The 17,746-nt window shown below is 64.7% G+C and carries 16 protein-coding genes; 7 read left to right on the top strand and 9 right to left on the bottom strand.

All coding sequences use genetic code 11. The features are described from left to right. Positions 1 to 44: 44 nt before the first annotated feature. From PMI42_RS28080 to PMI42_RS28060, 5 genes are read right to left on the bottom strand one after another with little or no spacing between them, the layout of a single operon-like run. Complete coding sequence (locus PMI42_RS28080; RefSeq protein WP_008140591.1) at positions 45 to 929, bottom strand: intradiol ring-cleavage dioxygenase; 885 nt, start codon at positions 927 to 929, stop codon at positions 45 to 47. Positions 930 to 937: 8 nt separating this feature from the next. Next, positions 938 to 1,840 carry an NAD(P)-dependent oxidoreductase gene (locus PMI42_RS28075; RefSeq protein ID WP_008140589.1) on the bottom strand — a complete coding sequence of 301 codons (903 nt, stop codon included), beginning with the start codon at positions 1,838 to 1,840 and terminating at the stop codon, positions 938 to 940. Between the two features lie 20 nt (positions 1,841 to 1,860). Next, complete coding sequence (locus PMI42_RS28070; protein WP_008140587.1) at positions 1,861 to 3,225, bottom strand: amidohydrolase family protein; 1,365 nt, start codon at positions 3,223 to 3,225, stop codon at positions 1,861 to 1,863. Between the two features lie 4 nt (positions 3,226 to 3,229). Then, positions 3,230 to 4,309: a maleylacetate reductase gene (locus PMI42_RS28065; RefSeq protein ID WP_008140585.1), complete on the bottom strand. Its 1,080-nt coding sequence runs from the start codon at positions 4,307 to 4,309 to the stop codon at positions 3,230 to 3,232. Continuing rightward, entirely contained in the window at positions 4,306 to 4,629 is a 324-nt protein-coding gene (locus tag PMI42_RS28060; protein WP_008140584.1) for a Dabb family protein, read from the bottom strand. Before PMI42_RS28060 ends, PMI42_RS28065 begins: the two co-directional genes overlap by 4 nt. Positions 4,630 to 4,737: 108 nt before the next feature. Between PMI42_RS28060 and PMI42_RS28055 the strand changes: the two genes are divergently transcribed. Next, positions 4,738 to 5,661: a LysR family transcriptional regulator gene (locus PMI42_RS28055; protein ID WP_008140582.1), complete on the top strand. Its 924-nt coding sequence runs from the start codon at positions 4,738 to 4,740 to the stop codon at positions 5,659 to 5,661. Positions 5,662 to 5,683: 22 nt separating this feature from the next. Here the strand turns inward: PMI42_RS28055 and PMI42_RS28050 are convergent, their stop codons facing one another. Together PMI42_RS28050 and PMI42_RS28045 are read right to left on the bottom strand one after the other, a co-directional pair. Beyond that, positions 5,684 to 6,925: a multidrug effflux MFS transporter gene (locus PMI42_RS28050; protein ID WP_008140580.1), complete on the bottom strand. Its 1,242-nt coding sequence runs from the start codon at positions 6,923 to 6,925 to the stop codon at positions 5,684 to 5,686. A gap of 105 nt (positions 6,926 to 7,030) precedes the next feature. Further along, the gene (locus tag PMI42_RS28045) at positions 7,031 to 8,383 is read right to left on the bottom strand and encodes a glycosyltransferase (protein ID WP_008140578.1); all 1,353 of its coding nucleotides are present in this window, start codon (positions 8,381 to 8,383) and stop codon (positions 7,031 to 7,033) included. Positions 8,384 to 8,987: 604 nt separating this feature from the next. Here PMI42_RS28045 and PMI42_RS28040 point away from each other — a divergent pair. From PMI42_RS28040 to PMI42_RS28015, 6 genes are all read left to right on the top strand, one after another. Continuing rightward, positions 8,988 to 9,713 carry a response regulator gene (locus tag PMI42_RS28040; protein ID WP_008140576.1) on the top strand — a complete coding sequence of 242 codons (726 nt, stop codon included), beginning with the start codon at positions 8,988 to 8,990 and terminating at the stop codon, positions 9,711 to 9,713. 124 nt (positions 9,714 to 9,837) lie between these two features. Further along, on the top strand, positions 9,838 to 10,464 hold the full coding sequence (locus PMI42_RS28035; protein ID WP_008140574.1) for a DUF1127 domain-containing protein: 627 nt from the start codon (positions 9,838 to 9,840) through the stop codon (positions 10,462 to 10,464). Next, positions 10,454 to 10,684 carry a hypothetical protein gene (locus PMI42_RS28030; RefSeq protein ID WP_008140572.1) on the top strand — a complete coding sequence of 77 codons (231 nt, stop codon included), beginning with the start codon at positions 10,454 to 10,456 and terminating at the stop codon, positions 10,682 to 10,684. Before PMI42_RS28035 ends, PMI42_RS28030 begins: the two co-directional genes overlap by 11 nt. A 6-nt stretch (positions 10,685 to 10,690) precedes the next feature. After that, positions 10,691 to 11,680, top strand: coding sequence for a cytochrome-c peroxidase (locus tag PMI42_RS28025; RefSeq protein WP_157195835.1), 990 nt, complete (start codon positions 10,691 to 10,693; stop codon positions 11,678 to 11,680). Then, positions 11,677 to 14,181: a two-component system VirA-like sensor kinase gene (locus PMI42_RS28020; protein WP_008140568.1), complete on the top strand. Its 2,505-nt coding sequence runs from the start codon at positions 11,677 to 11,679 to the stop codon at positions 14,179 to 14,181. The genes PMI42_RS28025 and PMI42_RS28020 overlap by 4 nt, the downstream gene beginning before the upstream one ends. Before the next feature lie 139 nt (positions 14,182 to 14,320). Next, positions 14,321 to 14,599, top strand: a complete 279-nt coding sequence (locus PMI42_RS28015) for a hypothetical protein (RefSeq protein ID WP_050994422.1) — start codon at positions 14,321 to 14,323, stop codon at positions 14,597 to 14,599. A gap of 168 nt (positions 14,600 to 14,767) precedes the next feature. Here the strand turns inward: PMI42_RS28015 and PMI42_RS28010 are convergent, their stop codons facing one another. After that, positions 14,768 to 16,303, bottom strand: coding sequence for a glucosamine inositolphosphorylceramide transferase family protein (locus PMI42_RS28010; RefSeq protein WP_008140564.1), 1,536 nt, complete (start codon positions 16,301 to 16,303; stop codon positions 14,768 to 14,770). 30 nt (positions 16,304 to 16,333) lie between these two features. Further along, positions 16,334 to 17,524, bottom strand: coding sequence for a glycosyltransferase family 4 protein (locus PMI42_RS28005; RefSeq protein WP_008140561.1), 1,191 nt, complete (start codon positions 17,522 to 17,524; stop codon positions 16,334 to 16,336). Between the last annotated feature and the right edge of the window lie 222 nt (positions 17,525 to 17,746).

The following is a 17,746-nucleotide window of genomic DNA, read 5'->3' as shown; positions in this document are numbered from 1 at the left end:
TGCTCCCCGTGGCCGGACTCTTGTGTGGTCCGCCGCCGTCCAGTCTAGGCCGCTCTTGCGTTGCTCGCGACCTGCTTCAGGCCGAAATCGTAGTTGAGGTGAAAATACTCGCGCTCCACCATGCGACCATCCGGCGCACGCCCGGCGGGATGACGAGCGAATTCGCGGATCAGGCTGTCCTTGACGCCGAACACCACGTCGCTGTCGAGATATTTGTCGCCGGCGACGAACACGTGAGTCACGAGCTGCTCGAAGCCGGGCGCCGAGATCATGAAGTGCACATGCGCGGGGCGCCAGGGATGGCGGCCCTGGACCTCCAGCATCTCGCCGACGGGGCCGTCATGCGGGATCGGATAGGCGGCGGGCTTGATCGACCAGAAATGGAAGCGGCCATGGGCATCGGTGTGGAAGCGTGCGCGCATCGCGAGATCGCCGATATCGTCGAGCTGCTGCACGTCGTAATAACCGTCGTCGTCGGAATGCCAGACATCGACGATGGCGCCGGCGAGCGGCTTTCCGTCGACGGTCGAGACCGAGCCGGTGACCAGCATGGGATCGCCTTCCATCGGGCCGGAGATATCCGCGCCGCTGTCCTTCTCCGGCGCGGCCTGGACGAAGAACGGGCCGAGCACGGTGGTCTCGGTCGCGCCTTCCGGCACCGGATGGTTGATCGCGTCGACCAGCATGGAGACGCCGAGCGTATCCGACAGCAGGATGAACTCCTGGCGCTTGTCGTCGCACATGTGGCCGGTGCGGGTCAGGAAGTCGATGCCGTATTCCCATTCCTTCTGGGTCGGCCGTATCTCGCGGACGAAGGCGTGCAGGTGACGCACCAGCGCTTCGCTGACCTGCTTGATGCGCGGATCGCTGGCGTCCTTGATCCGCTCCAGCACCGCGTCCGTGATCGTGTTTTCGTTGAAGTTGCGCATCTTGTGCCTCAGAGTTTCGGTTCGCCGAGCCCGGACAGACGTTCCAGGTGCTTGACGGTTGCGATGAAGTCGGCCTCGCCGTCGCCCTGTGCAACCAGCGAGCCATAGGTCTCCCGCACCTGGGCTGCGAGCTGAAGCGGCACGCCGACGGCGTGGCCGGCACCGAGAATGAGATCGAGGTCCTTGGCCATCTGCTTGCAGGAGAAGGTGGACTCGAAATCCCGCGTGCGCAGCGGTGCCGTCTTGTACTTCACCATCGGGGAAGCAACCGCGCTGTCGTCGAGCACCTTCAAAATATCCTGCCAGGCGATGCCGCCCTTGCGCGCCAGCGCCAGGCTCTCAGCCATCATCGCCGCCGACACCGCGATCATCAGATTGACCGAGAGTTTTGCGTAGCGCGCTTCCTCGGCAGGCCCGAGATAGGTCTGGGCGCGGGTGAAGGCGGCGAACAGCGGCTTTACGTTCTCGAAAGCGTCCTTCGGTCCGGAGACGAAGCAGGTCAGCGCGCCGGTGTGAACGATGCTGGCATTGCCGGAGACCGGCGAGCGCAGATAGGCGATGCCGCGGGCCTGCGCGGCGGCGGCAACTTCGCTGGAGGCATCGACGCTGACGGTGCTGGTCTCGATCAGGACAGCTCCGGGCGTCATTGCAGCAATGAGGCCGGTGGCGCCGAGCAACGCCCCGCGCAAGGCTGCGTCATCGGGCAAGGACGTCACGACGACCGCCTTGCCGCTCACCGCTTCCGCTGGCGAGGCGGCAATCGACATGCCTTGTGCACGCGCCTCATTGATTCGCGCGGCGCTCTGGTCGAACGCGGTCACGGAGTAGCCGGCCTTGGCGACGAGTGCCGACATCGGCAAGCCCATCTTGCCGATCCCGATGAAAGCGACATTCTTCAAAGTGTCTGTCATGTTTGTTGTCCGTAGCCGTTTCAGGCGGCGCGTCCCTGTCGTTCGATGTCCTGCACCAGTCGCCGGCCGGATTGGGCCAGCAACTCCTTCTTCGTCTCCAGCCCCTCGGCCAGCAGCCGGCCGTTCCGCTTCTTCCAGGCGCCGCCGATCATGACGGCCTCGATATTGGCCAGACTCGTCTGCATCACGACGGTCGCGACGGGATCGTGCACCGGGACGAGGTTGAGGTCGGAGACGTTGATGACGACGAGGTCGGCGAGTTTGCCGGGCGTCAGCGAGCCGATCTGATCCTCGCGGCCAAGCATGCGCGCGCCTTCAATCGTGATCCAGCGCAGCGCCTCGCGCACCGGGATCGTGGTGGTTGCCGGAATAGTGCCGCCGGTCTTGCGGGACTCCGCATTGTCGAGCGCGCGCTGCATCGACAGCGCGACGCGGGCGACGGAGAGGAGATCTCCGGCCAGTACGGATTCCAGATCGATGCCGATCGTCGGCCGGACGCCGCGCTTGAGCAACCGGCCGGTGATCGGAAAGCCGTGGCCCTGGATCATCTCGTTCTCCGGCGTCACCGAGAAGGAGACGCCGAGATCGACGAGACGATCGAGCAGATCATCGGGCAGATCGTTGCCGTGGACGATGTTGATGCCGCGGCCGACGAGCCCGGCCTCGATCAGCTTCTCCCAGCCGCCGGGCGTCTTGGCCGGGCCGCCGCCCTGATGCATCGAAGCGATCAGCTTGAGTTCTCGTGCCAGCCGGAAATCGCGCATGGCGACATCAAGCGTCGAATAATGCGGACCGAGGATGGCAAGCCCGAGCGTGACGAGGCCGTCGCGGTCGGCGAGGGGGCCGGCAAGCAGCCGTTCGACCTCGCCGCGCGGATGCGGGATCTCCGAGAAATGCGGCTCGCCCGGCTTCGGCTCCGGTTTTGGCGAGCCGTGAAAGAACGCGGCGCGGATGCCACTCTCGATCAGGCCGCGCACGGCGGCGTCGGTATGATCGGGCGTCGGATTGTTGTGGCACCAGTCGACCAGCGTCGTGGTGCCGCAATTGATCTGGTTCAGTGCGCCGACCAGCGTGGCGATGTAGATGTCCTCGGGCCGGAACACGGTCGCCAGCCCGGCATGCATGCGGCGGAAATATTCCAGCAGCGTCCAGTTGGCGGCATAGCCGCGCAAGCCCGTCTGCCAGGTGTGCATGTGGGCGTTGATCAGGCCGGGAATGACGATGCGGCCTTTGCCGTCAAGGATCTCGGTGTCGTCAGCGACGTCGATCGACGGGCGCACGCCGGCGATGCGGCCGCCCTCGACCAGCACGTCGCCGGTCGAAAGATCGCCGATCGCGTCATCCATGCTGATGACCGTGGCGGATTTGATCAGCGTGCGCCGCATCGCCTTAAGCCGCCGCTTTGATGGCAACAGGCCGCTCGCCGGCCCAGGCGCGCGCGATCAGGTCGCGGATGGCGCCCCGCTCGAGCGGGCGCGGATTCCAGTAGGCATTGGTGACGGCAAGATCGGCGGCCCTGTCGATGCCGCTCTCGGGCATGCCGATGTCGCGCAGCGCGACTTTCGCACCCAGCCGCTTGGCGAGGTCGAAAAGTCCCTGCGAGGCATCGGCGACGCTGATTGCGCGCGAAATCCGCGCCATGGCCTCGGGCACGGCTGGCGCGTTGTAGGCCAGCGCATGTGGCAGCACGATCGTATGAGTCTCCGCGTGCGGCAGGTCGAACGTGCCGCCGAGCGTGTGGCAGAGCTTGTGATGCAGCGCCATGCCGACGGTGCCGAGGCAGACCCCGCACAGCCAGGCGCCGTAGAGCGCTTCGGTGCGGGCGTCGCGATCATTGCTGTTGGCGGCAATGGCGGGCAGGGAGCGCGCCAATGCGCGGATGCCTTCTTCCGCCATCAGCGACGTCACAGGATTCGTGTCGCGCGCGTAAAGCGCCTCGACCGCATGAGCGATCGCGTTGATGCCGGATGTCGCAGCGAGACTCGCCGGCAGCGTCATGGTGAGATCGACGTCGTAGATCACGGTCTCCGGCAGCACGGCCGCATCGCGCACCGTTGTCTTCAGGCCGTTCTCGGTCTGGCCGACAATCGGCGTCATCTCCGAGCCGGCATAGGTGGTGGGAATGCAGAGCTGGTTGATTCCGGTGCGCAAGGCCAGCGCCTTGCCGAGACCGGTGGTCGAGCCGCCGCCGAGGGAGACGACGCAATCGGCCTCGCACGCCTTCATCGCGGCGAGCGCGCGCTCCGTCACCTCGACCGGCGTATGCATGGTCGCGCCCGGGAAGATGCCGGCATAGAGCGGGCCGAGCGCCGCCCCCAGGCTCTTGCCCTGCGTCTCCTGCTGCGGCGTCGTCAGCACCAGCGCGCGCTTGCCGCCGAGCTGCTCGATCTCGGCTTTGGCGGAGGCCAGCGTTCCGCTGCCGAACACGACGCGGCAGGGCAGGTTTTCAAAGGTGAACGAACCGATCATGCGCCGGTCTCTTTGATGGGATAATCGACCTGGAAGCGTCCGATCCGCAAGTCGCCCAGCGCCTCGCGGACGCGCAAATGTTCGGGGTGGGTGGCGTAGGCCGCGAGCGCCGCGTGGTCGGTGAATTCGGAAAATAGGACAACGTCGCAGGCGTAGTCGACCGCGCTGACATCGACGCCGACCTCGATATGGGTGAGGCCGTCGATCCGGCCGCGCAGGCCCTCGAACAGGGTTTTGACCTTCAGCCGGGCGGCGGAGCGCTCTTCCTGGGTCTCCCCGCGCAGCCGCCACATCACGATGTGCCTGATCGGGCCCGACATTTCCTGATTTCCTCGCCTGTCATCTTGCTTGTGTTGGGGCCATTTTGACTTGCGGGATACGGAAATAAAGGCCAATAATTGTAAGTCTCTTTTCCTAAAAGTGGAAAAATGGATCGCCTGCTGCAGTTGGAGGTGTTCGCCAAGACGGCCGAACTCGGCAGCCTGTCCAAGGCCGCCGAGGCCTTGCGCATGTCGAATGCGGCGGCGAGCCGCTATCTCAGTGCGCTTGAGGAGCGCCTCGCCGTCCGGCTGATCGAGCGCAACACGCGCCGGCTGTGGCTGACCGAGGCGGGCCAGGAATTGCTGGAGCGTTCCAGCCGGGTTCTGAGCGAGCTGGCGGAAGCCGAGGACATCGTCAGCGATCGCGCGCTGTCACCGCAGGGCATGCTGCGGGTCACGAGCTCGCTGTCCTTTGCGGTGATCTATCTGGCGCCGATGCTGCCGTCCTTCCGCGTGCGCTATCCGAAGCTCAACATGCAGATCACCACCGCCAACCGCTATCCCGACTTCATCGAGGCGGGCATCGACGTCGCGATCCGCACGCGCGAGCAGGAGCCGGATTCCAACATCATCGTCCGACGCATCGGCCAGATGCGGCGCGTGCTCGCGGCCGCACCGTCCTATCTCGCAGGCGCAGGCGAGCTGGAGCAGCCCGCCGATCTCGCGCGCCACAACATGCTGGTCTACAATCTCGCCAACGATCCCTATTCGCTGCGTCTGCGCAAAGGTCATGGCGCGCAGACGGTCCGCATCACGCCGACGCTCGACAGCAATGACGGTCAGGTCATCCGCGGCGCGGCGCTGGCGGGGCTCGGCATCCTGATCCAGCCGCTCTACATCGTGCAGAGCGACATCGCAGCCGGCCGTCTCGTCCCGGTGCTGCCGGACTGGGAGCTGCCTCTGCTCACCATGAACATCGCCTACCAGAACCGTGCCGGCCTGCCGGCCAAGATCAGGGCCTTTTCCGATTTTCTCGTCACCTACATCCGCGAGCATTCGGAGCCGGGGATCTGGATCGACGCGGCGAAGTGACCGGCACGCCGGTCGAAACGGATTACGACAGCGTCGTGCTTTCGGTCGCCATTGCGGCGTCCTGCCTCGTGCGACGCCCGGCCGACCTGCCAAAGCGCAGATAGAGCGCCAGCGCCAGCAGCGAGGCGGCGGTCATGATGGCGGCCATCGAAAGCGCCGTGCGTCCGTCAAAAAGCAATGCGACCGCGCCGCTGGCGATCGCGCCGGCGGTCATCTGGACGGTGCCGGCCGCGGCGCTGACGGCGCCGGCGATATCAGGCAGCGGCTGCATCGTCGCATTCATGAGGTTCGGCATGCTGAGCCCGAAGGCGAGTGCCACCGCGATCAGCAGCGCCGCAACGAAAGCGGGCGGGCTCCAGCCGGCCAGGGTCGTCACGAGCATCGTGCTCGAGGCCGCAAACAGGAGCACCAGTCCGACCGTCAGCACGTCCGCGGGCGCGACGCCGCGCCGGCCCAGCTGGCCGTCGAGGAAGGCGCCGAACATCACTGCCGCCGAGCAGGCGCTGAAGATCATGCCATATTGCTTCGGCTGCAGGCCGGCGACGCTGATGAAATACAGCGAAGAGCCCGTGACATAGGCAAACACGGCGGAGCCGGCGGCGGCGCCGACCAGGATGAAGGCCATTGAAACCGGATGTGTGACGATGCGCAGATAGTCTTTGACGACTGCAGACGCGGCAATGCGGCCGCCGGTATCGAGCTTCGCACTCTCGGCCAGTCCCCACAGCACCGCCGGGATGAGCATGAGTCCGGCCACGGCCTGGCTTGAATAGATCATTCGCCATCCGCCGATCGCGAGCAGCGCGGCACCGGCGCTCGGTGCAATCACGGTCACGACATTGATGGCGATCATGACACTGCCGATCTTGGCGCGCCCGGATGCCTCGTCGAACAGGTCGCGGATGATTGCAAAGGTCGTCGCCGTGCTGGCCGCGCCAATGCCCTGGATCGCACGGCAGATCAGCAGCATCGTCAGCGACTGCGCCGCCGCGCAGGCGAGGCTTGCGACCACGAACAGCGCCAGGCCGAACAGGATCACGGGCTTGCGGCCAGCACGGTCGGAGATCGGCCCGTAGATGAGCGGCGCGATCGCAAGGCTCAGCATGAAGGCGCTCATGGTGAGGCCGACATGCGATGGGCTTGCCCCCAGCGCGGCACCGGTCGCGGCCAGCGCCGGCAGGTTGATGTCGATGCCGGAATACGGCACCGCCGCGAGGAAGCCGAGCAGAATCGTAAAGGCGACGGAAGCAGGCTGGATCTTCATGGCAGGATATTCACGATGGGGCGTTCGCATGCGACAGAGTGTGGGAAGGAGGGGAAGGGACGGTCCCCTCCTTCCCGAGGCGGGGTCGGATCGCGTCAGCTGATGTCAGATCGCCTGGCGACGCGCCGACCTCCGGCCTGCCTCCGTCGTGCCGGTTCGCTGCGGCTCGTCCGTATCAGCGACGAGCCGCTTGATGATCCGCAGCACCGCCGATCGGGTGCCGATGCTGGCAAACTCGTCGGCCAACCGCGAAGCGCGCATGCGGTGGGCCGGCCGATCCAGCACGGTGCGCACCGCCTCGCGCAACGCTTCAGGCGTCGGCTCGTTGGTGGCGAGATTGATGCCGACGCCGGACCACGCCACCCGCGCATTGACGTCGGCCTTGTCCTCCGTCATGCCCGCAGTCACCAGCGGAATGCCGAAGCTCATGGCCTGGTTGACGCTGCCGTAGCCGCCATTGGTGACGAGCACGTCGGCGCGCGGCAGCAGCCATTCGAACGGCAGAAAGCTGGCGATCCGCGCGTTGGATGGGACGGGGCCGGGCACCGCGTCAACCGGACGGCCGCCGGCCGTGGCGATCACCAGCACGTCCGGCTCGTCCGCGAGCGCTTTGAGCGTCGGGGCGACGAGCAGGCCGAAATTGTGGTTGGCGACGGTGCCCTGGGTCACCAGCACCACCTTGCGCGAACCGTCGAGCTCGTCCGCCCACGGCGGCAACGGGACCTGGTCCCGAATGATCGGCGGCGTGCCGACGAAATGCACCGTGGACGGAAACCTCCGCGGAAATTCGAAGCTCGGCACCGACAGCTGCATATAGGCGTCGGCAAGCTCGATGACGGAGTGGAACAGCGGAATCGTGACGGGCCGGACGCCGAACGACTTCAGTACCCTGTTCAGGCTGCGCAGCACGGGCTGATCGACATTCGCGTCGTGCTCGTCTGCGATGATGGCGTATTGCCGGCGTTGCTCTTCCGTCGTCGCGGGCGGCAGGCCGAGAAAGTTCGGTGCGCCGTCGTCGCGGGCCCAGTGCAGGAAGGATGTCCCGCACAGGACGACCGGCGGCCGTTCCTCTCTCGGGCCGAGCAGCATCGGCAGCACGCCGAAGAGCATGTCGTCGCCGACGATGATGTCGGCCTGAAAGTGTTCGAGCGATTCGTGCAGGCCCTGGTTCTGTGCCGGGATGGCGTCGACGAAGATGCGTTCGCAGGCGACGCGCAGCCATTCGGGTCCCGGTGCGATGGTCTTCAACTCGGGAACCACCGAGAGAATGTCGCGCAGATCAAAATCGGCGCCGGCGGGAAGGGGGAAGAATCTCGCGCCGCTGGCCTCGACGCGAGCGCGAAACACCGTCCCAGTCAGGAAGGCGATCTCGTGGCCATCGGCAACGAGGATGTCGGCGATCGCCAGCATCGGGTTGAGATGGCCTGTCGCCGGCGTCGAAGCGAAGAGAATTTTCATGGGATGGATCCTCTGTTGTCGACTGGCGGTCTGGTGCCGGTCGATGAGCAGAGGAGAAATGCCGGGATGGCCGTTACGGGAAGACTTCCGGTCCACTGCGAAATGGTTACGGCGGCAACGCACCGTGGCGATGGCGAGATGCGCAGGCACGTCGGAATTCGCACTACGTTACAATTGTAACCCTTGCCCCCAACCGCCGAAACAGTCCGGTAATTCCGGCCGCCGGTTGTCCGGTCATCGGCGAATACGGCGCGCGATGGGGAAAATTTCGTTCAAGTCCCGACAGTCGGGCCCTTCTCTAAAGTAGCAAAGGGTGTGGATCACAATTCTTCACGTCTAGGAGATTCCGCGGAATGCGATGGAAAAATGACCTACTTTGCGTTCATGATCGCGAACGTGTTTGTTCGTCGCTCGTACATATCAAGAGACGCTGTCGGCAAGCGATTGTTCATTTCGAGCGGTCGAAGCCGCCGTCGGCGGATACGGTGCCTATTTTCATGCTTCTTTTGGAGCAAGCGGTCCATTGCGTGTTCAGACCCCGACATTGCGCAGCAAGCGTGATTGGCTTGAGGCAAATTCCTGGGGCAAGTTTGAGAGATCAAATATGTTGGCAGACGTCGGCCATATCATCGTCGTCGATGACGACTCCACCCTACGGCAGATGGTGATCAAATATCTGGAAGAACACAACGTACCAAGCAGGGCCGCCTCCAACCGGGCCGAACTGCATCGACATCTGGAGGGAGCGCAGCCCAGTCTGATCATTCTCGATCTGCGCCTGGGCCAGGACGATGGTCTCGATATGCTCAGGGAAATTCGCGCCCAATCCGATGTACCCGTCATCATCACGACCGGGCACCGGCCCGACGAGATCGACCGCATCGTCGGTCTCGAGCTTGGCGCCGACGACTACATCATCAAGCCATTCAGCCTGAGGGAGCTGCTGGCACGCGTCCGCGCCGTGCTGCGGCGTCAGGAGATGGGGCGGGCGGCGCGGGCGCGTGAACCCGAGCGCGGCGGCTATCGCTTCAACGGTTGGAGACTCGAGCGCCGCGGCCGCCGGCTGCTGGACTCGGGAAATGCGCAGGTCCCCCTCAGCAAGGGCGAATATGCGCTGCTGCTGGCCTTTCTCGAAGCGCCGCAGCGCCCGCTGAGCCGCGAGTACCTGCTTCAGGCGACCCGCATCCATGAAGATATCTTCGACCGGAGCATCGATGTTCAGGTGCTGCGGCTGCGGCGCAAACTGGAGACCGACCCGAGCGCGCCGCGCATCATCCAGACCGAGCGGGGCGTCGGTTACGTCTTCACGCTCGCGGTAGAACCGTTCTAATCGCGGCGTGGAAACGTGGTGGCGCCAGACTGCAGCTGTAACCGTTTTCGGCTTGACGGTGATGGTCGCGTAACGGGGCAGCCCCAGGATCACTTCTGCAAACATCGCGCAGGAGAATTTCCCCATGCTGAAACAGCAGCTCCCATCAGTCACGAATCGGATGGTTCAGCCCCCCGATATACGGGCCGGCCGAGCCCCGCGCGGCTTCGATGTACCGGGCGGTCGTGGCCGCGGCAGGGGCGCCGGTGCCGCATCGGACAGACCGGAATACGCGGCGCCGCCGCCTGCGGTGCCGTTCGTGGAGATGGATAGCGCGACCAGCGGATGGTGGTGGACGGCAATGGCGTTTCTCATGGAGGGCTTTGCGCTCTACGGCGCGTCGCTGCATCCGAGCGCGACGTTTTCCATCGATGAGGCATCGGCCCGCGCAGATGCGCACCGGGCGCACGTCGCTGCAAGCCGTCAGCCGGCGATGATCTACGAGCGGCGCGCTTCACAAGCCTTGAGCGATTCTAACGTGATCGTGCCGGGGCTTGCCGCCTGGGCGGAGCAGCCTCCGCGTCGCAACGCGGACTGGATCGCCGGGCTCGGGGAGACTGTCGTGGCGTTTTGGACGCGCTGGCGCAACGAGCGCGAGGTCAGACGGGCGGTCAAGGCCCTCGCGGAATACGACGATAGGACCTTGCTGGATATCGGCATCCGCGGGCGGGCGGATATCGAGCGGATGGTGAGGTACTGCCGTGATTGCTGACGCGATCTATTGCACAATCGCCGGATTTGATTTTTACCACGCGCTTGCTCGTGTCCTCATCTCGCGCGGCCTCAGCGCCGGCTCGATAATGTACGGCCGGATGAGGCAGCTGATCGATGCGGCGGAGATGCGCCGCTGCATCGATCAAGAAGACTTGAAGGTTACGGGTGCAATCGGCCGCGGCCACACGTTGCTGAAATATATGACGACGCCTATGTGACGATCAGTGTCCGGATTTGCCCCGACCAGCATCGTGCTTGACTTCCTGCGTCGGCGCCACGTCGTCGCGATCTGTGTGCTGGTCCTCAGCGGGCTGCAGCCCTCTCAGGCGCCGCCACAACCAGCTCCCCCGGTGCGGCTTCACTGGCACGGTGGAGACGAGCCGATTACACCCATGCCGTCCGCTCCTGCGCTTGATCCACGCAAGGTCAAGCTGGGTGAGCGTCTGTTCAGCGATGCCCGCCTGTCGCGCGACAATTCGAGAAGCTGCTCGTCGTGCCACGATATCGGCACCAACGGTGCCAGCACGAAGCGGCGCGACATCGGTCTGGACGGCAAGGAGCTGCCGCTCAACACGCTAACTGTGTTCAACGCGACCCACAATTTTCGTTTCGGCTGGGACGGAAGATATCGCAGCGTAGAGGCCGACGTCACGGCGTCGCTTGTCAGCCCACGGATCATGGGCAGTAATCTGGCCGCGATCGCGGAGAAGCTCGACCTGGATCCGGCGATGCGCGTCGGCTTTCTGGCCGCCTATGGTCGCGGTCCGGACGCCGGCGATATCGTCGACGCCCTTGCGAGCTTTGAAAAGACGCTGGTGACGCCCGGCAGCAGGTTCGACCGCTGGCTCGCGGGCGACAAGACCGCGCTGAGCCCGGAGGAATTGAACGGTTACCGCGAGTTCAAATCCCTCGGCTGTGCCTCGTGCCATCAGGGTGTCAATATCGGTGGAAACCTGTTTCAGCGTCACGGCATATTTTATCCTCTGGCCTCTCCAGATCCCGTCATTCTGCGCGTGCCCAGCCTGCGCAATGTCGCGACGACCGCGCCTTACTTCCATGACGGCAGCGCGCCGACGCTCGACGACGCGGTTCGCAAGATGGGGAAGTCGCAATTGAACGCGACGCTGACCGATTCGCAGGTGAAGGCGATCGTCGCCTTTCTTCACAGTCTGACCGGACAATACCGTGGTGCTCAAGTCGGAGGTGAGCCATGAAGGTCGCTCCCGCCACGGTCGGCGTGACGTTTCTGCTCGCGCTGCTGACCTGGCTTCTGCTCAACGGCCTGAACTTGAACTCGGACCGCTACGACCGTCAAACGCAGGCGCTCGCCGACTTCACCCGGTTCGAGCGGGGCATGAGTCGGGAGGTACTGACGTCGCGCGCGGGTCTGTCACGGAACTATGATGGCCTCGTCGAGATGATGGACGCATACGACGCCGCGCTGGTACGGCTTCGCGAGGCCGCCGGTACGGACAGGGAGCAAATTGCGGCGATCGACGTATTGGCCGCACGCGCCGCCCGGCAGGAGGAATTGATCGAGCAGTTCAAGAGCAAGAACGCGCTGCTTCGGAATTCCTTCACCTATTTCAGTCTGTTCAGCGCCAGACTGTCATCGTCGAACGACAGGCCTCTGGTGGCGGACGTCTCCGCGCTCGCGGCTGCCATGTTGCAGTTGACGCTCGATACGTCCGAAGCCACTGCGCGTGAATTGCAGGCCCGGTTGGACAGTCTTGCACGTCTGCAGATTGCGTCCGAGGATAACGAGTTGCTCCATGCTGCCGTTGCGCATGGCCAATTGCTCCACGACCTGCTCCCTGATGTCGATGCCATTCTGAAAATGCTGGTCGCCGAGGCCAGTAACCGCGAACAGGATGTCGTCCATGCGCTGATCGTCAAGCGCCAGCTCGCCGCCCGGGTGGCGGCGCGCAAGAACCGCTTGTTGCAATATCTAACGTCGCTGCTGTTGCTCGGCGCTCTCGTGTATTTCGGTCTGCTGTTGCGCGCACGGGCCAAGGCCCTGCGCCGTCGCGCCGCCTTCGAGCACGTGATTGCAAGCATCTCGATGCGTTTCATCGAAACGCATCGTGATGGGCTCCGCGGCCATGTCGAGAGCGCACTCGAGGAACTTGCCGGCTTCATCGGCGCGGACAGGGCATACTTCGCTCCGTCGGCGGCAAAGAACGATAATTCCTACCGGTGGGCTCGCGAGGGCGTTCGCTTCGACGAGAGCTGGCCGGGCCGGGCGCTCGATCTGGCTCAGCGGTTTGACGGCGGCGAGGATGCGATCATCTACATTCCCAGGGTCCGGCCATCGCATCCCGAAGATCTCGCGCACCTCCTCGACGAGGCCGGTATTCGCGGCTGGTTGTGCATCAAGACTCTATCGGGAGAGGGACAGGCGGCCATTCTCGGCTTTGACGTGGTGGAGGCTGCCGCGCTGAGCCAATGGGCCGAATTTGCGCTCTTCCGTACGGCGTTTGATGCGATCGGAAACGCCGTGGGGCGTGTGGTTCTCGAGCAGGAGAAGGAGAGGTTGCAGGCGAGCCTGCAACAGGCGCGGAGAATGGAGACGATCGGCACCTTCGCCAGCGGCATTGCCCACAACTTCAACAATATCGTTGGTGCAATCCTCGGCTATGTCGAGATCGCCGACACCGGCATCAGATCGGGAAGCCGCTCAGCGGCGAGCCTGGCGGAGATCCGTCGCGCCGGCGAGCGGGCGCGTGAACTCGTCGGCCAGATCCTGACCTTCGGCCGTCGCAACCAGGGACCACAGGAGCGGATCTGCATCAGGACTCTGGTGGCGGAAACCAAGGCGCTGCTCGCCGCATCGCTGCCCCCGCATGTGCAGCTCATGGTCAGCCAGCTCGCCGAAAGCGTCACCGTATCGGGTGAGCCGGCGCAATTGCAGCAGGTCATCATCAATCTCTGCAACAATGCCGCGCAAGCGATGGCAGAGCCCGGCTTCATCGATCTGCAGATCGCCGAACGGGATGTCATCCGGCCAGTGCAGATCGGGCGGACCGAGCTCCGGTCGGGTCGCTTCGCCATCATCTCGGTCTCCGATCCGGGACCGGGAATGGATGAAGCGACGCTGGAGCAGGTGTTCGAGCCGTTCTTCACGACGCGCTCGGAGGGCAACGGTCTCGGGCTTGCGACGGTTCGGGAGATCGTCGAGCAACACGGCGGCGCCGTGACCGTGCGGAGCACGCCTGGTGCCGGGACACGCTTCGACATATGGCTGCCGTGCGGATCGTCGAGCGAGCCGATATCGGTGCCGCACGCTCCGTCGCTTGCGCTCCGCGGCGCAGGTGAAGCCGTTCTGGTGCTCGAAGCGGATCGCAAGCGGTTGTTGCGTTACGAGGAAATTCTCGCCGCGCTCGGCTACGAGCCGGTCGGGTTCTCGGTGCTGGCCGAGGCCGAAGCCGCCTGCCGCGCCGCGCCGATGCGTTTCGACGTGGCGCTGGTGTGCCACGTGCCGGGAGGCTCATCGCTCGATCTGGCTTATTTGCTGCATGACGCGGCGCCGCGTCTCCCTATCATTCTCGCGAGCCCCTCGGTGCATCATTTCGCTGCACGCTTGCTTGCGACCGCGGGCGTGACCGAGCTTGTCCATCATCCGCTGATGTCGGCCGAACTCGCCGTGGCGCTGTCGCGATGCCTCGCGACATCGGCGATCGGTGACAGAGCGAAACGGATCGTGGCGGCGGGGTAGGGATTTTCGTGCGGTTCGTCATGCCGGTTGCACCGGTAACGCAATATCGCGCGCGGGAAGCCGCCACGTAGCCGGAACATTCTACTCATCGCATCAGGTTGCCCGCCTCGGAGCGACCCAACCCGATCGCGATAGGAGAATGATGATGTCCAACCGATGTGGTCTCGCTGCCCTCGTCGCCCTGGTCCTGTTCGGCGTCCTGCCGGATGGCGCAAGTGCCGGAGCCATGGCGGGCACGGCCGTCCGCAGCATCGCTTCCGCCGGTGACGCGGCCGCACGATTCCAGGCTCCGATTGGTCACCGGCAGCCGCGCCCAAGCGATATCCCGCTGGCCGCCGGACCATCGTCGGCCGATTCCGAGCTGCGACGCCTGGACGAGGAGATCGACCGCAAGCTGGTCATCTGCCGTGGCTGCTGATCCGCGGAGGCAGGGGCCGGGAGGACCGCCGCGAATTTTGCGCCTGCGGGCCGATTAAGCCAGCTCCGCGCTCGACTTGCGCCGAACCGCCGCCGGCAAGGGGGCCGCGGCGGTTCTACTGTGCATAGGGTTGTTTTGCCGATTTTTGTTGGCCACGCGGTTCGCGTGTCAGCAGGCGGTATATGGACTGGTTCGCGCAGGCATGACGGCGGATGGAAATTTATTCATGAAGGCGCGGGTCTTGGGTTGAACGCGCGATCCGTCGATCACCTCGAGCCGGCCGCAGCGGTTCAGCGTGTGCAGCTTTCTGCCGGGCCATGCCGGTCCGGGTCTGAGGGAGTGGCGGACGACCTGCTTGAACGTCGTCGGCGACAGTTCGATCACTTCCGCAAGGCCGAGCGCGGCGCCATATCCGTCGGCGCAATCCTGTACCGGGCGCCACAGCCTGTCGTTGATGGTGACGAAATTCCCCGCCGGTCGCGTGCTCGCGCGATCGATCAGCACGGGGTTGCTGGCATGAGGCAGCCAGGGGCCGAGCAGGTGCTCGGCGTAGTAGATCGCAAGCGAATCCGAATAGCCGCCGGTTCCGTCGCGCCAGGCGCCAAACAGATAGTGCAGGCCGTTGTGCCGCGTGATCGTCGCATCGGCGAGCTCGAGGCCCGACAGCAGCGTCGCGTGCCGCTCCCATTTGTCCGGAAACCGAACGCATTTGTAGAGGGCGACGTCGCCGTGGAGCGAGCTCTCCGGGATCATCCACAACTCGCCGTCGTCCTCGATCAGGAACGGATAGGAGAGGTGCCAGGGCTCTTCCAGCACCGGCACGACCTTTCCGACCGGCCCGGCGTCGCCGAACTCGATTGCCGAGATGATGCCCTTGCCGACGCGGTGATCGAGATCCTCGAAGAAGACGAATGTCCGTCCTCGCCATGTGATGGGGAAGGGGTCGGCGTAGAAATGGTTGCCGGGATCGCCGAGGACGTTCCAGTCCGGCCCCGAGAGGTTTCCGGTCTGCCAGACGCCGGCATTGTCATTGAAGCGCCAGCCGATATGCCAGTGCGGCGCGTAGCAGCAGAGGCGATAGATCTCCTTGGCGATCGACAATGCAAGCCCGCGCGCGACAAAGCCGACCGGCCCACGGCCGCCGGCGTTGCCGGCAGAACGCGAAAGCTGCGGCACAATGCGCGGCTGTCCCGACAGAATGGCGGCCACCATGGTCAGGGTTCGTGCCGCCACCGTTTCGAGTGCGCCGCTGAGGCCCGCTGCAATCTCACTGGATGGATGGCCGCGGTCGAGGACGGCGCCGTCGATCTCGTTGACGATCTCGATCACCGGCAGGTCGCCGGCGAGAATGGTGGCGAGCGCGGCGTTCTCGCCTGCGGTTCCATTGAACAGCGGGCGGAGATACAGCGAAGCCGAACAGTTCGGGTCCCGCGCAGCGGCCGTGAAATCGACGATCACATCGGCCGTGCCGGAGCGCGCCTGCGTCTGTTCCGGAATGATCTTCAGCGTGTCGGCGCCGGCAGGTTTGCCCTTGCGCAACACCATGCGTTCAAGCTCGAACAGCGCGTCGAGGCCGGCGGGCCGCTCCTCTGCTGTTTCCACCCATGCTATTTGCACCGGAACGTCCCGGCCGCCAACCGGCAGCGTCTCGCGGCGCATCCACTGCCGCGCATGGTCACGTTCACAGCGAAACTCGATGATCATGTCGAGCCGATCTATCCCAAACGTATCAGGTCAAATGACTTGGCCGAGAATTCGAACGTATTCCTCCACCATGGCCTCTACCGAATAGCGCAGCTTGAGGCCTTTGGCGTTTTGTCGCAGCTCACCGCTCAGGGCTTGGTCGGTCAGTAATCTGGAGACCGCCGCAGACAGTTTTGCGTGATCGGCTGCATCGACGAACAGGGCCGTCGGCTTGCCTTCGAAGGACAACACCTCGCGCAGCACGGGAAGATCGGTGACGACGGAGGGCACGCCGGCATTCGCGGCCTCGACGGCGGCAAGACCAAAGGTCTCGGCCTGGGTCGGAAACACGAAGACGTCGAGACAGGCGAGAAATTCCGCCATCCGGCGCGGGGCAATGTCGCCGAGCAGATGCAGCCTGTCCGACACGTGCAACTCGTCCGCCAGCCGCCGCAGCCGGGCCTCGTCGGCGCCCTGGCCGGCGAGCGCGAGATGCCATGATGGCTGATCCGGCAACAGGCGTATCGCCGCATCGAGCCGCTTGTGCGGATGCAACCGCGCGGCGCAGCCGAGCAGGACGCGGTCCGGCGGCAGGTTGAATTTCTGCCGTGCGACGTCCTTCGACAGGGTGAGGGCCTTGTCGTCAAAACCGTGCGGGACATGCACCATGCGCGAGCGGTAAGCCGCGGGGTAGCGCGAATATTCGCGCTGCATGGCCTGCGAGTTGAGCGTGATGCAGTCGAAGAAGCCGAGGCTGCCCATGGCGATGTCGGCGGTGCGGACCGGCCAGCTCATCGACAGAGCGGATGACACCTGATTGGCGACGATAGGCGCGCGGCAGACGAGGCGCGATGTGCCGGCACCGATGACGTTGCCGAAATGCTGGAACGTCAGAACGGCGTCAGGCCGGGTGGCCCTGATATGACGGCCGAGCCTCCACAGCATGCGCAGCAGCGCAACCGGGTTTCCCGGCCGGCGCGATGCGCAATAGAGCGTATCCGGCGGCTCGTCGAACGACTCCGATTTGCGGAAGAAGAACAGGTTAGTGACCCGATAGCCGCGCGCGGTGAGGCCGGCGCCGAGCAGCCGCGATATCTCCTGCGCGCCTGCGTTCTCCGCCTGGGTTTGCACGAGAAGCACATGCGGCTTCAGCGTACCGCGGTCCGGTCCTGCGAGTGCGGTTGCCGTCGAAGGCAGCTTCGGTGCATCGCCCAGCTCTGCGCCTGGTTGGTAATGGAGCACGGCTTCCGACCCGCTAATGAAACGTTCACCTTCTTTAACCCGCTACCTATCATGCGGGCATCGCGCGAACACCGACTAGCAACAAACGGAGTTAATGCGCGGGCCTTCGGAACGGCATCACCACAGGCAAATGCCAGTGGTTCCCGGATCGTGTGACGCGGTCGTGTTAACCAATTGGTCATCATCGCGCGAAGAGCGGGTAACTGCCGATTAACCATAGAT

The sequence above is a fragment of the Bradyrhizobium sp. YR681 genome, from assembly GCF_000282615.1.
Classification (GTDB): domain Bacteria; phylum Pseudomonadota; class Alphaproteobacteria; order Rhizobiales; family Xanthobacteraceae; genus Bradyrhizobium.
Note: the sequence above shows the minus strand (reverse complement) of the source record. Positions and strands in the feature narration are given on the sequence as shown.

What these genes read in the sequence shown, in the direction of transcription:
- PMI42_RS28080 (WP_008140591.1), bottom strand. Translation starts at nt 929, where the DNA reads ATGCGCAACTTCAACGAAAACACGATCACGGACGCGGTGCTGGAGCGG.
- PMI42_RS28075 (WP_008140589.1), bottom strand. Translation starts at nt 1,840, where the DNA reads ATGACAGACACTTTGAAGAATGTCGCTTTCATCGGGATCGGCAAGATG.
- PMI42_RS28070 (WP_008140587.1), bottom strand. Translation starts at nt 3,225, where the DNA reads ATGCGGCGCACGCTGATCAAATCCGCCACGGTCATCAGCATGGATGAC.
- PMI42_RS28065 (WP_008140585.1), bottom strand. Translation starts at nt 4,309, where the DNA reads ATGATCGGTTCGTTCACCTTTGAAAACCTGCCCTGCCGCGTCGTGTTC.
- PMI42_RS28060 (WP_008140584.1), bottom strand. Translation starts at nt 4,629, where the DNA reads ATGTCGGGCCCGATCAGGCACATCGTGATGTGGCGGCTGCGCGGGGAG.
- PMI42_RS28055 (WP_008140582.1), top strand. Translation starts at nt 4,738, where the DNA reads ATGGATCGCCTGCTGCAGTTGGAGGTGTTCGCCAAGACGGCCGAACTC.
- PMI42_RS28050 (WP_008140580.1), bottom strand. Translation starts at nt 6,925, where the DNA reads ATGAAGATCCAGCCTGCTTCCGTCGCCTTTACGATTCTGCTCGGCTTC.
- PMI42_RS28045 (WP_008140578.1), bottom strand. Translation starts at nt 8,383, where the DNA reads ATGAAAATTCTCTTCGCTTCGACGCCGGCGACAGGCCATCTCAACCCG.
- PMI42_RS28040 (WP_008140576.1), top strand. Translation starts at nt 8,988, where the DNA reads ATGTTGGCAGACGTCGGCCATATCATCGTCGTCGATGACGACTCCACC.
- PMI42_RS28035 (WP_008140574.1), top strand. Translation starts at nt 9,838, where the DNA reads ATGCTGAAACAGCAGCTCCCATCAGTCACGAATCGGATGGTTCAGCCC.
- PMI42_RS28020 (WP_008140568.1), top strand. Translation starts at nt 11,677, where the DNA reads ATGAAGGTCGCTCCCGCCACGGTCGGCGTGACGTTTCTGCTCGCGCTG.
- PMI42_RS28015 (WP_050994422.1), top strand. Translation starts at nt 14,321, where the DNA reads ATGATGATGTCCAACCGATGTGGTCTCGCTGCCCTCGTCGCCCTGGTC.
- PMI42_RS28010 (WP_008140564.1), bottom strand. Translation starts at nt 16,303, where the DNA reads ATGATCATCGAGTTTCGCTGTGAACGTGACCATGCGCGGCAGTGGATG.